The sequence below is a fragment of the Kiloniellales bacterium genome, assembly GCA_030064845.1.
GTDB lineage: Bacteria > Pseudomonadota > Alphaproteobacteria > Kiloniellales > JAKSDN01 > JASJEC01.
In genome coordinates, this window is record JASJEC010000064.1 from 17,691 (window position 1) to 36,530 (window position 18,840).

Genomic DNA, 18,840 nt, shown 5'->3' on the forward strand with positions numbered 1-18,840 from the left:
GACGGACGGACCGAAGGATACTGAGGAGCGTAGGCCATGGCAAAGAACCTCGTCGGCAAGATCACCCAGGTGATGGGTCCGGTGGTTGACGTCCAGTTCGAAGGCGACCTGCCGCCGATCCTGAACGCGCTCGAGACCGAGAACGCCGGCGAGCGCCTCGTCCTCGAAGCGGCGCAGCACCTGGGCGAGAACATGGTGCGCACGATCGCCATGGATTCGACGGAAGGTCTGGTGCGCGGCAAAGAGGTGAAGGACACCGGTGCCCCGATCGAGGTGCCGGTCGGTCCCGACACCCTGGGGCGGATCATGAACGTGGTCGGCGAGCCAATCGACGAGCTCGGCGCGATAACTGCCAAGTCCAAGTCACCGATCCACAAGCCGGCGCCCCAGTTCGTCGAGCAGTCGACCGAGTCCGAGGTGCTGACTACCGGCATCAAGGTGGTCGACCTGCTGGCGCCCTACGCCAAGGGCGGCAAGATCGGCCTGTTCGGCGGCGCCGGGGTCGGCAAGACCGTGCTGATCATGGAGCTGATCAACAACGTCGCCAAGGCGCACGGCGGCTACTCCGTCTTCGCCGGCGTCGGCGAGCGGACGCGCGAGGGTAACGACCTCTATCACGAGATGATCGAGTCCGGGGTCATCAAGCCCGGCGAGCCGGGCTCCAAGGCCGCCCTGGTCTACGGCCAGATGAACGAGCCGCCGGGCGCCCGCGCCCGGGTCGGCCTGACCGGCCTGACGCAGGCCGAGTACTTCCGAGACGAGGAAGGCCAGGACGTGCTGTTCTTCGTCGACAACATCTTCCGCTTCACCCAGGCCGGCTCCGAGGTCTCGGCGCTGCTCGGGCGGATCCCCTCGGCGGTGGGCTATCAGCCGACCCTGGCAACGGACATGGGCGCCCTGCAGGAGCGCATCACCTCGACCAAGAAGGGCTCGATCACCTCGGTCCAGGCGATTTACGTGCCGGCCGACGACCTGACCGACCCGGCGCCGGCGACTTCCTTCGCCCACCTGGACGCGACCACGGTGCTGTCCCGGCAGATCGCCGAGCTCGGCATCTACCCGGCGGTCGATCCGCTCGACTCGACGAGCCGGATCCTCGACCCCTCGGTGGTCGGCGAGGAACACTATCAGGTCGCCCGCGAGGTGCAGCGGATCCTCCAGTCCTACAAGGCGCTGCAGGACATCATCGCGATCCTCGGCATGGACGAGCTCTCTGAAGACGACAAGCTGGTGGTCGCCCGGGCGCGCAAGATCCAGCGTTTTCTGTCGCAGCCGTTCCACGTGGCCGAGGTCTTCACCGGCACGCCGGGGGTGCTGGTTTCGATCGACGAGACGATCAAGGGCTTCAAGGGCATCTGCGCCGGCGACTACGACCACCTGCCGGAGTCCGCCTTCTACATGGTCGGCATGATTGACGAGGCGGTCGAGAAGGCCCGCAAGATGGCGGCCGAGGCGGCCTGAGCCGGGACGCTGGACGGGAGCACCGAGCATGGTCCAGGAAAAGCTCGCCTTCGAACTGGTATCGCCGGAACGGCTCCAGCTGTCCGATCACGTGGACATGGTGGTCGTGCCGGGCGCCGAAGGCGACTTCGGCGTGCTGGTCAAGCACGCGCCGATGATCTCGGCAGTACGGCCGGGCGTGATCGCGGTACACGACGGCGGCGGGATCAAGGAGCGGCTGTTCGTCGCCGGCGGCTTCGCCGAGGTGACCCCGGCGCGCTGCACCGTGCTGGTGGAGCAAGCCATGCTAGTCGCGGAAATCGACCGGGCGGCCGCCGAGCAGCAGCTCAAGGACGCCCGCGAAGACCTGGAAGACGCCACCGACGAGGCCGCGCGCAAGGCCGCCGAGCAGAGCATCGCCGTCGCCGAGGCCATGATCGCGGTCACCGGCTGAGTGGGGCGACTCTCCGCCGGGAACCTCACAAGTACGTACGAGTGCGGCTCTCGAAGCCTTTCAGCCCGCCCGCGTCAGCCGCCGCGGATCTCCTCATGGTTGCGGATCACCTCGAGGATGATGAAGTTGAGGAACTTCTCGGTAAAGTCCGGGTCGAGCTTGGCCGTCTTGGCCAGCTCCCGCAGGCGGGCTACCTGGTAGCGCTCCCGTTCCTTGTCGGCCGGCGGCAGGTTCGCCCGCTTTTTGTAGAGGCCGACCTTCTTGGTGATCTTGAAGCGCTCCGACAGCAGGAACACCAGGGCGGCATCGATGTTGTCGATGCTGTCCCGGTATTCGTTCAGAACCGCCTGTGTTTCGTCCTGCATGCTCGCGTCCCGTCGGCCCGTCTTCGCCCGATCATAGTCGGGGCGACCTCGAAGGTCACCCGGTGCGTGGCTGGTTTGCGGCGGACCAGGCGATCAGGCGGCGCAGGAAAGCCTCGCAGGCCTCGACCTGCGCCAGCGTGATGTACTCGTCGGGCTGATGGGCCTGATCGATCGAGCCCGGCCCGCAGATCACCGTCGAGAAGCCGGCCTCCTGGTAGAGCCCGCCCTCGGTCGAATAGGAGACGGCGCCGGCCCGGTTGGCGCCGGTCAGAAAACGGACCAGGTCTTCCGCCGGCGACTCCGCTTCGGGCCGCAGCGCCGGAACCTGGACGCCGCGCCGGGTCTCGATCGAGGCCTCGGGGGCGTGGCGGCGCAGCTTGGGCAGCACGGTCTCCGCCACCGCCCGCTCGAAGCGCCCCAAGATGGCCTCGCTGTCGTCGCCCGGCACCATGCGGAACTCCCAGATGAAGCGGGCGTGGCGCGGGACGATGTTCATCGCCGTGCCGCCCTCGATCACGCCGACGTTGAAGGTGGTGAAGGGCGGCTCGAAGCGGTCGTCGAGCGGGCTCGCCCGGCGCTCCTCGGCCAGTTGGCCCAGGAAGGTAACCAGCTCTGCCGCCGCCATGACGGCGCTGCCGGCGCGCTGCGGCTGGCTGGAATGGGCCTCCTTGCCGGTCACCAGGGTCTCGAAGCTGAAGATCCCCTTCTGCGCGTTGATCAGCTGCATCTCGCTGGGCTCGCCGATGATCACGATCCGCGGCATCGGCAGGTTGGCGGTGATATCCGCGATCATCTCCTTGGCGCCGCCGCAGCTCACCTCCTCGTCGTAGGAGATGGCGAGGTGCAGCGGCACCTTGAGGCCAGCGGCCAGGGCGTCGGGCACCAGCGCCAGGGCGACCGCGAGGAAGCTCTTCATGTCGGCCGTGCCCCGGCCGTAGAGCCGGCCGTCCCGGGCGGCCAGGGTGAAGGGATCGCGCGACCAGGGCTGGCCCTCGACCGGCACCACGTCGCTGTGGCCCGAGAGCACGACGCCGCCCGGGATGTCGGGTCCGATCGTGGCGTAGAGGTTGGCCTTCTCCTCGAAGGCGCCGGCGATGCGCCGGCTCTCGACGCCGTGGCCGGCAAGGTAGTCCTCGACGAAGCCGATCAGCGCCAGGTTCGACCTGGCCGAAACCGTGTCGAAGCCGACCAGCTTCTCGATCATCTCTACGGGGCTGTAGCGGCTGCCGCTCATGTCGAAAGAGTCCTTATGCTCGCCAGAAGCTGGGCACCAGCAAGACCAGGACGGTAAAGAGTTCCAGCCGGCCCAGCAGCATGCCCGCCGAGAGCAGCCACTTGGCCTCGTCGGGCAGCGGCGCGAAGGTGCCGGCCGGGCCGATGATGTCGCCGAGACCGGGCCCGACGTTGGCGATCGCGGTCGCGGCGCCGGAAAGCGCGGTTATGGGGTCGAGCCCGATCAGGCCCAGGAGGGCGGCGAGGACGGCGAAGGAAACGATGAACAGGAAGAAGAAGCCCATGACCGACGCGGCGACGGCCTCCGGGATCGGCCGGTTGTTGTAGTAGGGGATGAAGACGCCGTTCGGCTGCATCAGGCGCTTCAGCTGGACCCGGGCGGCCTGGTAGAGCACCTGGAAGCGGAAGATCTTGATGCCGCAGGTTGTCGAGCCGGCGCAGCCGCCGACGAACATCAGCAGGAACATGATGATCAGCACGAAGTTGCCCCATTGGCCGAAATCCGCCGAGGCGTAGCCCGTGCCGGTCATGATCGAGATCACGTTGAAGGTGCTGTAGCGCAGCGCCGCGCCGAGCCCCATGACCTCGCGGTTCCAGAGCCAGTAGGCGGTCAGGGCGATCGCAACCAGCAGGATGGCCAAGAAGACCCGGACCTGACTGTCGCGCCAGAAGACCGTGAGATTGCCGCGCGCGGCGCGCAGATAGAGCACGAAGGGCAGGCTGCCGAGCACCATGAAGAGACTGGTGGCCCAGTGCATGGCGGGCGATTCGAAGCGGCCGAAGGAGAGGTCCGAGGTCGAGAAACCGCCGGTCGCGATCGAGGTCATGGCGTGGGCGACGGCCTCGAAGCCGGTCATGCCGAGCGCCCAGTAGACCGTTGCCGCCAGACCGGTCAGGAAGACGTAGACGATGGCGATCGCGCCGGCGATCTGGGCGGCGCGCGGCAGCACCTTGTCGGTGTCGAAGGCCTCCACGCGGAACAGCTGCATGCCGCCGACTTGCAGGATCGGCAGGATGGCCACCGCCATGACGATGATGCCGATGCCGCCCAGCCACTGCAGCAGGGCGCGCCACAGCAGGATGCCGGGCGGCGCCGAGTCGAGGCCGGTGATCACCGTCGAGCCGGTCGTGGTCACGCCGGACATGGATTCGAAGAAGGCGTCCGTGTAGCTGAGCTCCAGCTCGGAAAAGGCGAAAGGCAGGGCGCCGAAGGTGGCGATGACCAGCCAGGCCATGTTGGTCATGATGAAGGCCTGGCGCAGCGAGAACCCGGACCAGCCCGAACGGCTGGTAAAGATCATGATGCCGGCGACGAAGAGCGTCACGCCGGAGGCGGCCGTGAAGACCTGCCAGTCCGGGTGGCCGATGATTGCGTCCACGACCGCCGGGATCAGCATGGCCACGGCCAGAACCGCGAGCAGCAATCCGATCACGAAGGCGATGGGGCGGAGGTCGATCATGGGAGCGCCGTCATGAAGGCGGGATCTCGCCGGCGTTCGGGCCTGGAGCGGGTCGCCTTGAAGATCACGCCATGACCCCGATTCAAAGCGTGAATCCGCTCCGCATCAAGAGTTAGAGCAGGGCCGGGCCGATCGGCACCGCCCGAAGCGAAGCGACCCCCCGTGGCCACCACTAGGAGCCCATGATGGAGAGCGGCGTGACGCCTTGCAACCGTCGCGAAGCGGCCCTCACCGGAAGAGATGCGGATTTCAGGGAGTCGCGGATGGCGATCCATCGACGCCCCTTGTCGAAGGAGCTCAGCAGTTTCTCAGCACCCTGCCGGGCCTTTTTAGCTTTCCCAATGGCCGCCGGCGGCCGCGTCGGAGCCGATCAGGGCGAGGAACTCGCGGCGGGTCGAGGGATCGCTGCGAAACCGGCCCAGCATGCGGCTGGTCACCATGGAGACGCCGGGCTTGTGCACCCCGCGGGTCGTCATGCACTGATGAGCCGCCTCGATCACCACCGCGACGCCCTTCGGCCTGAGCACGTCGTTGATCGTGTTGGCGATCTGGGTGGTCAGCTTCTCCTGTATCTGGAGCCGCTTGGCATAGGCCTCGACGACGCGCGCCAGCTTGCTGATGCCGATCACCCGCTTGTCGGGCAGATAGGCGACGTGGGCGCGCCCGATGATCGGCACTATATGGTGCTCGCAGTGGGACTCGAAGCGGATGTTGCGCAGGGCGACGACCTCGTCGTAGCCGTCGGTCTCCTCGAAGGTGCGCTCGAGCAGGGCCACCGGGTCCTGATGGTAGCCCTCGAAAAAGCCCTCGTAGGCCTTGACCACCCGCTCGGGCGTGTTGAGGAGACCTTCGCGCCCCGGATCGTCGCCGGCCCAGCGGATCAGGACCTCGACCGCCCGCTCGGCCTCTTCACGGCTCGGGCGCGCCACAGCGGCCCTGGCCGCAGGTTCCTTGTCGTTCGCTTCCTCTTCCGCCGCCAAAGCGCCGCCGCTTTCCATCGTCATTCGTCTTGTCCTTGGCCGGATCTCACGGTTCACGGGCCTCAAAGCCCCTCCCCCGAGGCCGGAGCATAGCACTTTGTGCCGCCTAGGCCAGCGCAACTTGCCGTCCCCATGGCCGGGGCTTGTCGATAAAATATATCTAGAATCAGGGGGTTGCGCCAGCAGCCGCTAATTGAGCTGCTTGATCTCGTGGGGGCTGTCCAGGGAGAAGGCCGGCACCGCGACGTCGAAGCGCTCGCCGCCGCCGGTCTCCATGCCGAAGCTTCCGACCATGATGCCGGACGGCGTCGTCAAGGGCGTGCCGCTGGTGTACTCGTAGGCCTGGCCCGGCCCCAGCACCGGCTGCTCGCCGACCACGCCGCCGCCGCGCACTTCCTGCACCCGGCCCATGCCATCGGTGATGCGCCAGTGGCGGGTCAGAAGCTGGACGGTCTCCCGGCCCTGGTTCTCGATCGTGATCTGGTACGCCCAGACGTAGTGGTTGTCGCTCGGCGAAGACTGTTCCTTCAGGAATATCGGCTTCACCGTCACCTGGATCTCACGGGTGGTCTCGCTGTACATCGGGGTCGCTCTCGGCAGCGGATCGGCGGCGGTGCCTCCGCCGGGAGAGTGTACTTGCCTCGGAATGGCAGTCCAAGCGCGCAGGACAGATAGTGCGCGTTGGGTTGCAAGAAAGTCACAGTCCCGGGGCGGAACGGCTCGACGCGGACCCTGCCCCGGAACGAAAGATCCTTCAGCATTCATCACACTAGTGTCCTGATCGAGAAACTCCGATAACCATTCTGTCGCCTGTGACCATGACGGCCAGCCCCCCTTCACCCTCCCACGGCTGCACCGCGGGTCCCTCCCTCTCCCCCGAGTAGGGGGAGAGGGCCGGGGTGAGGGGGGCGACGCGCGCCTGAGGGGGCAACGAGACCGATCACAGAAACTTCGGAACCATCACACTAGCGGATCTCGATCTCGACCCGGCGGTTGGCCGCTTCCTTCGCCCCGTCCTCGGTCGCCACCGCCGGCATGGTCTCGCCCCGGCCCGTGATCGTGATCCGCGACGGATCGACGCCCTTGCCGGTCAGGGCCTCGAGCACCGCGTTGGCCCGGCCGAGCGAGAGCCTCAGGTTGTAGTCCTCGCCGCCGGCCCGGTCGGCGTGACCGGTGACGTCGATGGTCACGGACTGGTTCCCAGCGGCCGCGTCGGCGGCCTTTTCCAGAAGCCGCACGGCGTCCTGGTCCAGGCTGTCGCTGTCGAAATCGAAGTGCAGCGTGAAGCGCGTGGCCGGGCCGGCCCCGGGCGTCGCCTTCGCCGGCACCAGTTTCGCCGGGGGCTGGAGCGCGGCCTCGACCGCCTTCAGGTTGGCCAGGAACATGTCGCGGCAGGCGGCGATATGGGCCGGCTGGTGGTTCTCCTCCTGCTGCTCGATCCAGCAGTCGAAGCCGGCCTGGGTTCGTGCCGCCGGCAGCGGTGCCTTCTTCGCGCCACCCTTGGCCAGTACCGCGAGAAGGCGGCTATGGGCCTCCTTGAGCTCGCGCTCCTTGTCCTCGGGCAGTGCCCAGTCCTCGACCGCCTCGGGCGCCACGGCCTCGCCGCCGGCGCTCTGCAGCGCCTTCTCGGCGAAGCGGTCGGCATCGATCCAGTCGTACATTTCCTCCGCTTCGTAGAGCGCGAGCTGCGTGTACTCGCGGCTCAGCTCGGCGGTGAAGCTCTCGCCGCCGCTCTCGGCGCCGTCGCGCAGCGCCTCGACCTGGTTGCCCATGCAGCCGCCCAGGAGCGCCATCAGAGCCACCGTTCCCATGAGTTTTGCGCGCTTCATCGTCAGATCCTCCGAAATCCGTTTCCGGTGCCGGCGGGCGGTTCAAGCCTGCGCCGGTCCCTTGTTCGAAGGAATCTATGGCGGTCAAATCCGGCGCTTCCCCGGCCGCAATGGCCCGAATCAAGGCGATTTGCCGTCGAATTGTGGCAGGGCCCGCGGGGTGACGGGGCAACGCCGTCTTGAACGGCGCGCCGCTTTGTGGCCTATAACGAGCGAAGTGCGCGGGCGTAGCTCAATGGTAGAGCAGAAGCTTCCCAAGCTTACGACGAGGGTTCGATTCCCTTCGCCCGCTCCACTCTCCCGTCAGACGCCGAGTTGGTCGGCCAGGGCTTCGAGGCTCTCCTCGACGGCGTCCCACGCCTCCTCCGCCTCGAAATCCTCGCTCTGGGCCAAGCCGTATTCCGTCGGACGGGCGATGAAGGCCGTGGCCAGCCCTTCGGCCCGGGCGGCCCGCAGATCGTAGTTGTGGGCGGCCACCAGCATGACCTCGCCAGGGTCCAGCCCCAGCAGGCTATAAGCCATGCGGTAGGTCTCCGGGTCCGGCTTGAAGTGCCGGCAGAGATCGACCGAGAGGATCGCGTCCCAAGGCAGGCCGGTGTGCTTCGCCATGTTGGTCAGGCAGGCGAAGCTGCCGTTGGAGAGCGGCGCCAGCACGAACTTCCGTTTCAGACGTGTCAGGCCGGCGACCGAATCGGGCCAGGGCGTAAGGCGGTGCCAGACCAGCGAGAAGGCCGCGCGCTCGGCTTCGCTCAGGGAGTCCAGGCCGAAGTCGGGCAGGATCTCGTCGAGGCGCTCCCGCTGCAGGATATCGTTGTCGGCCCAGGGCCGCGCGCCCTGGCGGATCTGGTCCATCTTGGGCTTGTAGCCGGCCCGCCAGGCCAGGGCGAAGGCCTCGGCGTCGATTGTCAGACCCCTGGCGGCCGAGAGCGCCCCGACCTCGGCCATGATGCTGCTGCGCCAATCGACCACCGTGCCGTAGGTGTCGAAGACCAGAGCCTTGATCCGATCGAGCGTCATCGCCTCTCCGCTCCCCCGCGAGGATTGTGGCCGGCACTCTTAGCGCATTAGGCTGGCGAACGTCAGTCCCGGGTTCATCATGCCAGCTCCCCTGTTCCGTTTCTTGGGACGCCACGCGCCGCTCTTCCTGGGCGGCGGCGTCTTTCTCGGCATCGCCGCGCCGGACCTGGCGTCGGCGCTGCGTCCCGCCCTCGGCCCGCTGGTCGCCCTGCTGCTCGGCGTCTCCCTGCTGCGGCTCGATTGGACCGGTCTCTTCGCCGCGCTGCGCCGGCCCGGGGTCATGGCGGTGGCGACGCTCTGGTATCTCGGACTCTGCCCGGTGCTGGTCTGGGGGCTCACGGCGGCGGCCGGCGTGCCGAGCGGGCTCGCCCAGGCGCTGGTGCTGAACGCGGCCGCCCCGGCCCTGGTCGGATCGGTCACCCAGGCGCAGCTGATCGGCCTCGACGCCGCGCTCGCCGTGGTGCTGGTCGTGGTCACCACCTTCTTCCTGCCGTTGACGCTCTCGCCGGTGCTGCTCTGGCTGCTCGACGTCGAGCTCTTTGTCGACCTCGCCGCGTTCTATCTGCGCTTTCTGCTCTTCGTCGGCCTGCCCTTCGCCGCCGCCTGGGCGCTGCGCCGTTGGCTGACGGAGGCGGCTCTCAGGCGGCACGCCGAGGCGCTCGACGGGATCAGCGTGGCGGTCCTGCTGCTGGCGGCGCTGGCGATGATGGACGGGGTCGCCGCCCGCCTGGCCACCGAACCCGCCACGGTCCTGCTGTTCCTGCTCGCCACCGTCTGCTTCAATCTCAGCTTCCAGGTGCTGGGGGCGCTGGTGTTCTGGCGCCGCGGCCGCTACCAGGCCTTCAGCCTCGGGCTCGCGACCGGCAACCGCAACACGGCGCTGATCCTGGTCCTCACCGGCGAAATCTTCGGTAGCGACCTGGCGCTCTATATCGCCATGGCGCAGATCCCGATCTACCTCCTGCCGCTCGTGGCCAGGCCGGTCTACCGACGCCTGCTGGCACCCGCAGGCAAACCGACGGGCTGAGTTCGGGTCTCAAACGGCCTCGACCGGCCGCGCGAAAAGCCGCCCAGGCAGCTGCGAGAGGTCGGTCTCGAAAGGCAGCCGCTTCATGGCGGCATAGGCGAGGGCCTGGTTGCTGGTGACGACCGGTTTGCCGGTCGCCGCCTCCAGCTGCTCGATGATCTCCACCGCCCGCATGTCGGTGCAGGACAGCACGAGCGCCTCGGCCCTGGGGTGGTCGGCGCGCCGGCCCAGGTCGAAGACCGCCGCGGGCTCGAGCGCGCTCTGGCCGTAGTTGCCCAGGTCCTCGCCGACATAGGCCTGTTCGACCACCTCGATGCCGGCCTCGGTCAGAAAGCCGGCCGCCTCCCGGTTCAGCGCCTCGGTATAGGGCGAGCAGAACCCGACCCGCCCGAGGCCGAGATCCTTCAACGCCTCGACCAGCGCGCCGGCGGCGGTCACCGCCGGGGCGCCGGCGCGTTCGGAGAGCTTGGCCGCGAAGGCGCGGTCGAAGTCCGGCCCCTTGGCCAGGGTCGCCGAGGTGCAGCCGTAGAGCAGCACGTCGGGCCGGGCCGGCAGCAGCAGGGCCAGGACCGCGTCGAGCGAGGCCTCGGCGAAGCGGCGCATCTGGTCCGAGTCCGGCACCCGGTTCAGGTCGTAGCCGCCGGCCCGCGCGAAGTGCAGCGAGACGCCCTCCGGCCGCAGCAGCATCATGTCCGGTTCGAGGTTGGTGTTCGACATGGGCACGATGACGCCGAGACGCGCCCGGCCGCGCGACGGCCAGCCTTCCGACCTCTTCCTCTCGATCATTCGGCCGGCTCCTTCTCCTGCTCCGTCCTTGCCGCTGTATCGCCGCTGCGCAGTCTCGCCGTTTCGGCGCCGTCCACGGCGCCCTTCTCGTCGATCGCGACGCCGTAGTCCCGCCGGGCGGCCGCGCGCGACACCAGGCCCCGGGCCACGTCTTGCGCAACCGCCTCGGGCAGCCGTTCCCGCGGGTCGCCCCACCCGCCGCCGCCCGGTGTCCGCACCGCCAGCCGACCGTCCGGCGGAACCGTGCTGGCGCCCTTGCCCGGCAGAGCCGGCCCGCCGGCGAGCTGCAGGGCTCCCGACAGGCCGGCCGCACCGCCGGCCCGGCCGCGCGCCGGGTAGCGGATCCGGTCCACCGTGCCGAAGAACGTGAAGGGATGCCGGTCGCCGCTCTCCAGCTCGATCACCTGGCCGAGGCCGCCGCGGAAGCGCCCCGCGCCGCCTGAATCGGGCCGCAGCTCGCGCCGCCGAACCAGGAGCGGCGTCACGCTCTCGGTGATCTCGACCAGGCTGCCCATGACGCCGCTGGGAAAGGCGGTCGCCGAGAGGCCGTCCTTGCCCGGCCGCGCGCCGGTGCCGCCGTTGTGCACCAGCTCCGTCGTGAAGCCCCCGCCGCCGTCAACCGGGCCGCCGCGCAGCGGAAGGTCCCAGAGCGTGGCGGCCCCTTCGGCCGGGATCCGGTCTGGCAGGACCCCGGCGAGACAGCCGAGCGCGACGTCGGGCAGCAGCTGTCCCACGATGTGGCGCGAGCAGACCGGCGCCGGCTTGGCCGCGTTGACGATCGTGCCGGGCGGGCTGGCCACTGCGAAGGGCCGGAGCGCGCCGGCGTTGTTCGGGATGTCCGGGGCGATGGCGCACTTCAAGCCGAAGACCGTGTAGGCCTGGGCGTAGTTCAGCGGCACGTTGATGCCGAAGGCGGAGCGGCCCGAAGAGCCGGCGAAGTCGAGCGTCAGTCCGCCGCCCGCGATCGTCAGCTCGGCCCGGAGCGTGATCTCGAAGTCGTAGCCGTCGACGGTCATGGCGTTCCGGGTGACCCCGTCGGGCAAGGCCGCGATCCGCTCGCGCGTCGCCCATTCCGAGGTCTCCAAGATGTGGGCCGAGAGGGTTCCCAGGTCGCCGAGGCCGAATTCCTGCATCATGTCCTGGAGCCGCCGTTCGCCGACCTCGCAGCAGGCGATCAGCGCATGGACGTCGCCCTCGGCCTGCTGCGGGCTGCGCGAGTTGGCCTTGATGAGCGCCATGAGCGTCTCGTTCAGCCGGCCTTGCGCGACCAGCGCGAGCGGCGGGATGTAGAGCCCCTCGTCGTAGACGTCGCTGCCGTCCGGACCCAGGCAGTGGCCGCCGATGTCGACCAGGTGGCTGGTGCAGGAGGCGAAGCCGACCAGGCGCCCGGCGTGGAAGCAGGGCTTGACCAGCACGAAGTCGTTCAGGTGTCCCGAGCCGAGCCAGGGATCGTTGGTCAGGTAGATGTCGCCGGGGCGCATTCCATCGCGTGGAAAGACGTCGAAGAAGTTGGCGCAGGCCGAGGCCATGGTGTTGACGTGGCCCGGCGTGCCGGTCACGGCCTGGGCCAGCATCCGGCCCTCGACGTCGAAGATCCCCGCCGAGAGGTCGCCGGACTCCCGGACGATCGGGCTGAAGGCGGTTCGCATCAAGGCGCCGGCCTGCTCGTCCACGACGGACTGCAGGCGGTTCCACTGAACCTGCAGGCGCAGCGGGTCGGAGGCCTGCGTCGAATCGACCTGCGGTTCGGCTTCCCGGTCGAGCACCAGGTTGGCGCCGGCGTCGACCGTCGCGTTAAATCCCGCCGGCACCAGCGTGGTGGTCTGGGGCTCGACGATCAGCGCGGGGCCGGCCAGGACGGCGCCCGGGCGCAGGTCGGGCCGCCAGTAGCTCGGCAGGTCTCCCCGGTCGGGAGGGCTCTCGATTCTTGCCGCGGGCGGCGCGGCGGGTTTGGGGAGTGGTTTCGCCGGCGGGGTCGAGACCAGGAGGCTCCAGGTCAGAACCTCGATCTCGTTGCCCGGCAGGCTGCGGCCGAAGAGCTCGACATAACGGGCCGCGTAGGCCTCGCGCAGCTTTCCTGCCGTCTCCTCCGTCACCGGCCCCGGCGGCACGGCGACCTCGATCTCGTGCCCCTGGCCGCAGTAGCGCATCAGCGCGCCGCGCCGCTCCTGCAGTTCCTGGCCGGGCGCCGCGGGGCCGACGATCGCGCGGCACTCGGCGGAAAGAGACTCGAACAGCGCGTCGATGGTGCCGGCGTCGAAGTCGGCGAGGCGCTGATAGCGGCTGCGGACCAGCTCGTAGGCCAGCGGCGCGGAAAGGAAACCGACCGCCGAGCCGACACCGGGATCGGCGGGAACGATCAGCCGCTTGACGCCCAGCTTCTCGGCCAGCCGCCCGGCGTGGAGCGGCCCGGCGCCGCCGAAGGCGACCAGGGCGAAGTCGGAGAGGTCCTTGCCGTGCTCCATGGCGTGGATCCGCGCCGCGTTGGCCATGGCCTCGTCGACCAGTTCGCAGATGCCCCGGGCGGCTTGCGGGTTCTCGAGTCCGAGCGGCCGGGCGACGGCATCTTCGATGCTCTTTTCGGCGGCCTCGATATCGAGCCTGAGCCGGCCCTCGGCGAAGCGCTCGGGATCCAGGCGCCCGAGCAGCGCGTCGGCATCGGTCACGGTGGCGTTGCGGCCGCCCTTGCCGTAGCAGGCCGGGCCCGGCGTGGCGCCCGCGCTTTCCGGCCCGACCGCTATCCGGTCCAGCGCGTCGAGCCTGGCGATCGAGCCGCCCCCGGCCCCGATCTCGATCATCTCGATGACCGGGATCCTGAGCGGCAGGCCGCTGCCCTTGGCGAAGCGGGTGGTGCGCGCGACTTCGAAGTCGCGCGCCGTCTTCGCCGCGAAGTCCTCGATCAGGCAGATCTTCGCCGTGGTCCCGCCCATGTCGAAGGAGAGGACCTTCGGTTCCCGGCACTCGGCGGCGGTGACGGCGGCCAGGATCGCCCCGCCGCTCGGCCCGGATTCGACCAGGCGCACGGGAAAGCGCACGGCCGTCTCCAGGTCGGTCATGGACCCGGCCGAGGTTACCAGCATCAGCGGTCCCGCGTGTCCGTCGGCCGCGAGAGAACTTTCCAGCGCTTGCAGATAGCGGGCCATGAGAGGCTGGACGTAGGCGTTGGCGCAGGCGGTCGAGAAGCGTTCGTACTCGCGGATCTCCGGACAAGCTTGGCTCGACAGGGTGATGGCGACGCCCGGCAGCGCCTCGGCCAGCAACGCGCCGGCGCGCGCCTCGTGCGCCGGGTTGGCGTAGCTGTGCAGGAAGCCGACCGCGACGGCTTCGACGCGCTCGGCGCGCAGCTTGGGGACCAGCGCGAGCAGGGACGCTTCGTCCAGGGGCTCCAACGCCGCGCCCGCCGCGGTGACCCGTTCCGGGACGGTGAAGCGAAGCTCCCGCGGCACCAGGGGCGCCGGCTTGTCCAGCATCAGGTCGTACTGGTCGAAGCGCGCCTCGTAGCCGATCTCGAGCGAATCGCGGAAGCCTCCGGTTGTGATCAGCGCCGTCTTGGCGCCCTTGCGCTCGATCAGCGCATTGGTCGCGAGCGTCGTGCCGTGGACGATCGTGCCGAGGTCCCGGGGCCTCAGCCCCGCCCGCCGCAGGACGAGGCGCAGGCCTTCCATGAAGCCCTGTTCCGGCGCCTCGGGCGTGGTCGGCACCTTGACGCTGGCGAGCGGCCCTTGCCCGGGGTCGAGCACCACGTCGGTAAAGGTGCCGCCGATGTCGACGGCGAGGCGTGCCTTGGGTTGTGATGTCTGCCTGGTCATGACCCTGTCCCGAACGAGAGAACGAACCCGTCACGCTGCGACGGGGCCGGGCAGGGATCGGAATGTCAGGAAGTGAAACGCGATGCCGCCCGGCCCCGAGGCTGGGTCAGTCTCCGGCGGTCAGGGCGAAGCCGCTATCGCGGCGGCACTCGGGGCGTTTCAAAGCCATGATTTCCAATAGCTGAAATCTCGAATCCCGGTCAAGCGGGCTTGTTCGGCTCTCCGCCCAGCGCGCCCCCGTGCCGGCGCGGCCCGAGGCCGGGGCCTTGCCGCCCCTCCCGGCGCCCTCTAGACTCCCTCGGCGTGGATGCGCAGACCGAGGGCCGGGTTTCGGCGAAAGGGAGCAGGCATGATAAAGACCATTCTCGTCCCGGTGGACGTCGCGGCGGAAGAGCCGGCCGGCGCGGCGCTCGGCCTCGCGCGGGACCTGGCTGACAAGTACGGCGGGCGGCTCGTGCTGCTCAACGTGGTCGAGGAGGTGCCCGGCTACGTCATATCCCAGTTGCCCACGGGTTTTCACCAGAAGGCGCTGGATGAGGCCGGTGCGCTGCTCAAGGGTATCGCGGCCAAGAACGGGCTGGCCGACAGCGCCGACACGGTCATCCGCGAGGGCCACCCCTCGACCCAGATCCTCGAGTACGCGGAAGAGATCAGCGCCGATATGATCGTGATCGCCTCGCACGACCCCGGCCTCGCCGACTACTTCCTGGGCTCGGTCGCCGCCCGGGTGGTGCGCCACGCCCACTGCTCGGTTCTGGTCGCCCGCAAGCTCGCGGGCTGACGCGGCCGGCGGTCCGCTGCTACGGCGGGCCTTTCAGACGAGTTGCGCATTTCTTGCCCGGCGTCTTCGCCGGGGCGTGGTTCCGTCCGAGGCCCAGAAAGTTTCGCAAAGTTTCGCATATCCGGCAGTGGATGCCGGTCCGGAGGACGGCGCCGGCGGCCGCGGCGAATGGCGCCGCGCGGCAGCGATGTCGGACGCCCGACGCCGGGAGGGAAATTGTCACTTGCAAACCGGACTGTCGGTTGAGCTAAATCAAGGACTACGACAGGATGGTGTTTTACGGGATAGGTATTGGGATAAGGGGAATAGGCGATGTCCATTATTGAAAGATCACGGAAGTTCACCGACAGCTTCGGCCTCTCGCGCTGCGCACTGACCGGCCTTGTCGCCCTCTCGCTGCTCGCCGGCGCCTCCAGTGCCGCGCAAGCGCAGCGGGTCGAGCTCAGCGACACCGCGAAGAAGCAGATAGAAACCTTGATGGAAGAAAAGGCGGCGCGCACGCCGGCCCAGCAGAAGATCAATTCGCAGCTACTCTACGAGATGAAGCGCCGGCGCGGCGATCCCGCCATGCGCGCCGTGCCGACCCTGCGTTCCTCGATCGAGGTCGCGCGCGACGGCACCACCCTGGTCGACATGAAGGCCGAGGTGAGCGATGCCCTGCTGGACCGGATCGAGGCGCTCGGCGGCCGGGTCGTGAACCATCAGGCCCGGTTCAAGGCGGTCCGTGCCCGTATGCCGGTCGATCAGCTCGAGGCGCTCGCCCAGTCGCCCGACGTGATATCGATCCGCCCGGCCGATCGGGCGATCACCAACAAGATCAACACCTCCGAGGGTGACGTGGCGCACCGCGCCAACGTGGCGCGCGCCGACTTCGGCGTCGACGGCACGGGCGCCAAGATCTGCGCGCTGTCCGACGGTGTTGCTTCGCTGGGTTCCCTTCAAGGCTCCGGTGATCTTCCGGCGGTTGCTGTGCTGCCGGGCCAAGCCGGCAGCGGTTCCGAAGGCACGGCGATGCTGGAGATCATCTTCGACCTGGCGCCGGGCGCGGCGCTCGGCTTCGCAACGGCGTTCGGCGGTCAGGCAGGGTTCGCCCAGAACATCCTGGACCTGCGCGCCGACGACTGCGACGTGATCGTCGACGACGTCTTCTATTTCGCCGAACCGGTGTTCCAGGACGGCATCATTGCCCAGGCGGTGGAAGAGGTGACCGCCGACGGCGCAATCTACTTCTCCTCGGCCGGCAACGCCGGCAACCTGAACGACGGCACGTCCGGCGTCTGGGAGGGTGATTTCAGCTCCATCGCGCCGCCGCCGGCCCTTGCCGGAATGGATACCCACGACTTCGGTGGCACCCCCCTGAACACCATTACGGCAGATCCGCCCTTTGCCATTACCCTGCAGTGGTCGGATCCCTTCGGTGCGTCTTCCAACGACTACGATCTCTACCTGCTGAATGCGGCGGGCACATTGGTGCTTGCTGCCTCGAACAGTATTCAGGATGGCAACGACGACCCCTTCGAGGGCATCGATTCAGGGCCGTTCAACGATACCGGTCTCCAGCTCGTCGTGGTCAGGACGGCCGGCGCGGCGGCGCGATACCTCCATATGAACACCATCAGAGGGCGGTTGGAGTTCGCCACGGACGGGCAGACCTCCGGCCACTCTGCTACCGAGAACGTCTTCGGCGTCGCGGCGGTAAACGTGGCGAGCGCCGGCGGGGGCGCCTTCGACGGCACGGAAGTGGTCGAGACCTTCAGCTCCGACGGGCCGCGGCAGGTGTTCTACGAGGCCGACGGCACGCCGATCACGCCGGGCAACTTCCTGGAAGGCGGCGGCGCTGTGCGCCAGAAGCCGGATGTGACCGCGGCCGACGGCGTCGCCACCGCGACACCGGGCTTCAACCCCTTCTTCGGCACCTCGGCGGCCGCGCCTCACGCCGCCGCGATCGCCGGCTTGCTGGTTTCGGTGAACCCGAACCTGAACGAGGACGACATCCGTCAGATCTTCGCCGACTCGGCGCTCGACATCGAAGCCCCCGGCCCCGACCGGGACTCCGGCGTCGGCATCCTGGACGCGGTCGCCGCCCTGGACGAACTGACCACGGGCGCCCTGCTCGGCGAGACGACGATCGACGGCGCCTGGCGGACCGTTTCGGTGCCGAGCGCTTTCCTCGATCCCGTGGTGATTGTCGGCCCGCCGACGTTCAACGACCCGGAGCCGGGCGTGGTTCGCTTGGACACTATCACCGCCTCGTCCTTCGACGTGCGGTTCCAGGAATGGACCAACCTGGACGGTGTCCACGGCTCGGAGAGCGTGCCTTATCTGATTTCCGACCCGAGCGGCGAGGTCCTGCCTGACGGCTCGGTCGTCGAGATCGGGCGTTTCAGCCTGGGCGGCACCGGAAGCTTCCTGACCCAGAGCTTCACCCAGCCCTTCCCGGCGCCGCCGGCGCTGTTCCTGACCATCCAGACCCTCAACGGCGGCGATCCGGTCACGGTGCGCGCGCGCAACGTGACGGCGGGCGGCTTCGAGGCGGCGCTCTTCAAGGAGGAGGCGCTGATGAGCGGCGGCCATCCGAGCGAACAGGTCGGCTTCCTGGCGCTCTATTCGCCCAGCGGCTCGGGCGAGGTCGACGTCGGCGGGCAGGACGTGCCCTTCGCCGTCCAGTCGCCGCGGATCGACGAGCGCTTCGCGCCGGTGCTGAGCTCGACCCTGAAGCTGGAGGAGGATACCTCGGCCGGACCCGAGGTCACCCACATCAAGGAGCGGTTGTCGGTCCTGGCCCTCGGCAACACGCTCTTCGCCCAGGACGTCTCGAGCCGGGGGCGCGACACGGTCGCGCTGCGCCGCCTGGTGCCGAGCTTCCCGGCGCCCGTGGAGTGGGGCACCGTGGAGGGCATCACGGGCAACTGGACGACCGTGCCGACGTTCCGCGAGTACACCGACCCCGTGGTGGTCGCCCGTCCGGTCTCCAGCAGGGGCGAAGATCCCGGCGTGATCCGCCTGCAGAACGTGACCGCCGGGTCCTTCGAACTGCGCTACCAGGAGTGGGACTATCTCGACGGCTCGCACGGCCCCGAGCGGGTGTTCTACATGGTGGCCGAGGCGGGCAGCACGAGCGTGGCCGGCCTGACGGTCGAGGCGGGCACGCTGGACACCAGCCGCCTGCTGCGCGGCGGCCTGGACCCGGTTGCCTTTACATCGAGCTTCGTCGATGCGCCGGCGCTGCTGACCTCTGTGCAGACCAGCAACGGCGGAGATCCCGTGACCACGCGGGTCGCCGCCCTGAACGCCGTCGGCTTCGGCATCGCCATGAGCGAGGAAGAGGCCAAGACCGACGGCCACGCCATCGAAACCCTGAGCTGGATCGCCGTGGAACGCGGCAGCGGGATGACGACTGATGGGCGCGCGGTCAGCGTGTTCAATGACAGCGCCAGCAGCCAGCCCAGGCAGGTGCCCTTCGGCCAGACCTTCGATCGGCTGTTTCCGGTCTTCGTCGGCGACATCAGCACGACGCGCGGCGTCGACCCGGTCTTCCTGCGCTACCGCAGCCTGACGCCCAGCTCGGTTCAGCTGTTCCTGGACGAAGAGGAGTCGTTCGACGCCGAGACCACCCACACCTCGGAGACCATCTCGATCTTCCTGGCGGAGTAATTGAT

The 18,840-nt window shown here is 68.8% G+C and carries 14 protein-coding genes, 1 tRNA gene and 1 pseudogene; 6 read left to right on the forward strand and 10 right to left on the reverse strand.

Translation table 11 applies throughout. The features are described 5' to 3' along the window. The first annotated feature begins 36 nt into the window (after nucleotides 1–36). Together atpD and QNJ67_18085 are read left to right on the forward strand one after the other, a co-directional pair. Nucleotides 37–1,461: a F0F1 ATP synthase subunit beta gene (gene atpD, locus QNJ67_18080; protein MDJ0610891.1), complete on the forward strand. Its 1,425-nt coding sequence runs from the start codon at nucleotides 37–39 to the stop codon at nucleotides 1,459–1,461. A gap of 28 nt (nucleotides 1,462–1,489) precedes the next feature. Beyond that, complete coding sequence (locus QNJ67_18085) at nucleotides 1,490–1,894, forward strand: F0F1 ATP synthase subunit epsilon (protein MDJ0610892.1); 405 nt, start codon at nucleotides 1,490–1,492, stop codon at nucleotides 1,892–1,894. Between the two features lie 74 nt (nucleotides 1,895–1,968). Here QNJ67_18085 and QNJ67_18090 read toward each other — a convergent pair whose 3' ends face one another. The 6 genes from QNJ67_18090 to QNJ67_18115 all read right to left on the reverse strand — a co-directional run bounded on the left by QNJ67_18090 (nucleotide 1,969) and on the right by QNJ67_18115 (nucleotide 7,761). Further along, nucleotides 1,969–2,259, reverse strand: a complete 291-nt coding sequence (locus QNJ67_18090; protein MDJ0610893.1) for a chorismate mutase — start codon at nucleotides 2,257–2,259, stop codon at nucleotides 1,969–1,971. Between the two features lie 55 nt (nucleotides 2,260–2,314). Continuing rightward, a complete protein-coding gene (gene argE, locus QNJ67_18095; GenBank protein MDJ0610894.1) occupies nucleotides 2,315–3,493 on the reverse strand; it encodes an acetylornithine deacetylase in 1,179 nt (392 codons plus the stop codon). A gap of 13 nt (nucleotides 3,494–3,506) precedes the next feature. Beyond that, the gene (locus tag QNJ67_18100; protein ID MDJ0610895.1) at nucleotides 3,507–4,952 is read right to left on the reverse strand and encodes a TrkH family potassium uptake protein; all 1,446 of its coding nucleotides are present in this window, start codon (nucleotides 4,950–4,952) and stop codon (nucleotides 3,507–3,509) included. Nucleotides 4,953–5,281: 329 nt separating this feature from the next. Then, nucleotides 5,282–5,950, reverse strand: coding sequence for a GTP cyclohydrolase I FolE (folE, locus tag QNJ67_18105; GenBank protein ID MDJ0610896.1), 669 nt, complete (start codon nucleotides 5,948–5,950; stop codon nucleotides 5,282–5,284). A 171-nt stretch (nucleotides 5,951–6,121) separates the two neighbouring features. After that, nucleotides 6,122–6,514, reverse strand: coding sequence for a Co2+/Mg2+ efflux protein ApaG (apaG, locus tag QNJ67_18110; protein ID MDJ0610897.1), 393 nt, complete (start codon nucleotides 6,512–6,514; stop codon nucleotides 6,122–6,124). Nucleotides 6,515–6,897: 383 nt separating this feature from the next. Next, nucleotides 6,898–7,761: an OmpA family protein gene (locus QNJ67_18115; GenBank protein MDJ0610898.1), complete on the reverse strand. Its 864-nt coding sequence runs from the start codon at nucleotides 7,759–7,761 to the stop codon at nucleotides 6,898–6,900. A 221-nt stretch (nucleotides 7,762–7,982) separates the two neighbouring features. Here QNJ67_18115 and QNJ67_18120 point away from each other — a divergent pair. Next, nucleotides 7,983–8,056, forward strand: a tRNA-Gly gene (locus tag QNJ67_18120). 8 nt (nucleotides 8,057–8,064) lie between these two features. Here QNJ67_18120 and QNJ67_18125 read toward each other — a convergent pair. Next, the gene (locus QNJ67_18125; protein MDJ0610899.1) at nucleotides 8,065–8,778 is read right to left on the reverse strand and encodes a haloacid dehalogenase type II; all 714 of its coding nucleotides are present in this window, start codon (nucleotides 8,776–8,778) and stop codon (nucleotides 8,065–8,067) included. Between the two features lie 79 nt (nucleotides 8,779–8,857). Between QNJ67_18125 and QNJ67_18130 the strand changes: the two genes are divergently transcribed. Continuing rightward, the gene (locus QNJ67_18130) at nucleotides 8,858–9,805 is read left to right on the forward strand and encodes a hypothetical protein (protein ID MDJ0610900.1); all 948 of its coding nucleotides are present in this window, start codon (nucleotides 8,858–8,860) and stop codon (nucleotides 9,803–9,805) included. Between the two features lie 9 nt (nucleotides 9,806–9,814). On the opposite strand, the gene QNJ67_18135 is transcribed toward QNJ67_18130, so the two are convergent. The 3 genes and pseudogenes from QNJ67_18135 to QNJ67_18145 form a co-directional block, all read right to left on the reverse strand. Continuing rightward, complete coding sequence (locus tag QNJ67_18135; GenBank protein MDJ0610901.1) at nucleotides 9,815–10,591, reverse strand: hypothetical protein; 777 nt, start codon at nucleotides 10,589–10,591, stop codon at nucleotides 9,815–9,817. Next, complete coding sequence (locus QNJ67_18140; protein ID MDJ0610902.1) at nucleotides 10,588–12,357, reverse strand: hydantoinase B/oxoprolinase family protein; 1,770 nt, start codon at nucleotides 12,355–12,357, stop codon at nucleotides 10,588–10,590. Before QNJ67_18140 ends, QNJ67_18135 begins: the two co-directional genes overlap by 4 nt. Continuing rightward, nucleotides 12,343–14,400: pseudogene (locus tag QNJ67_18145) on the reverse strand (hydantoinase/oxoprolinase family protein). The gene QNJ67_18140 and the pseudogene QNJ67_18145 overlap by 15 nt, the downstream one beginning before the upstream one ends. A 349-nt stretch (nucleotides 14,401–14,749) precedes the next feature. Here QNJ67_18145 and QNJ67_18150 point away from each other — a divergent pair. Then, nucleotides 14,750–15,181 carry a universal stress protein gene (locus QNJ67_18150; protein MDJ0610903.1) on the forward strand — a complete coding sequence of 144 codons (432 nt, stop codon included), beginning with the start codon at nucleotides 14,750–14,752 and terminating at the stop codon, nucleotides 15,179–15,181. A 312-nt stretch (nucleotides 15,182–15,493) separates the two neighbouring features. After that, entirely contained in the window at nucleotides 15,494–18,835 is a 3,342-nt protein-coding gene (locus QNJ67_18155) for a S8 family serine peptidase (GenBank protein MDJ0610904.1), read from the forward strand. The last annotated feature ends 5 nt before the right edge of the window (nucleotides 18,836–18,840 follow it).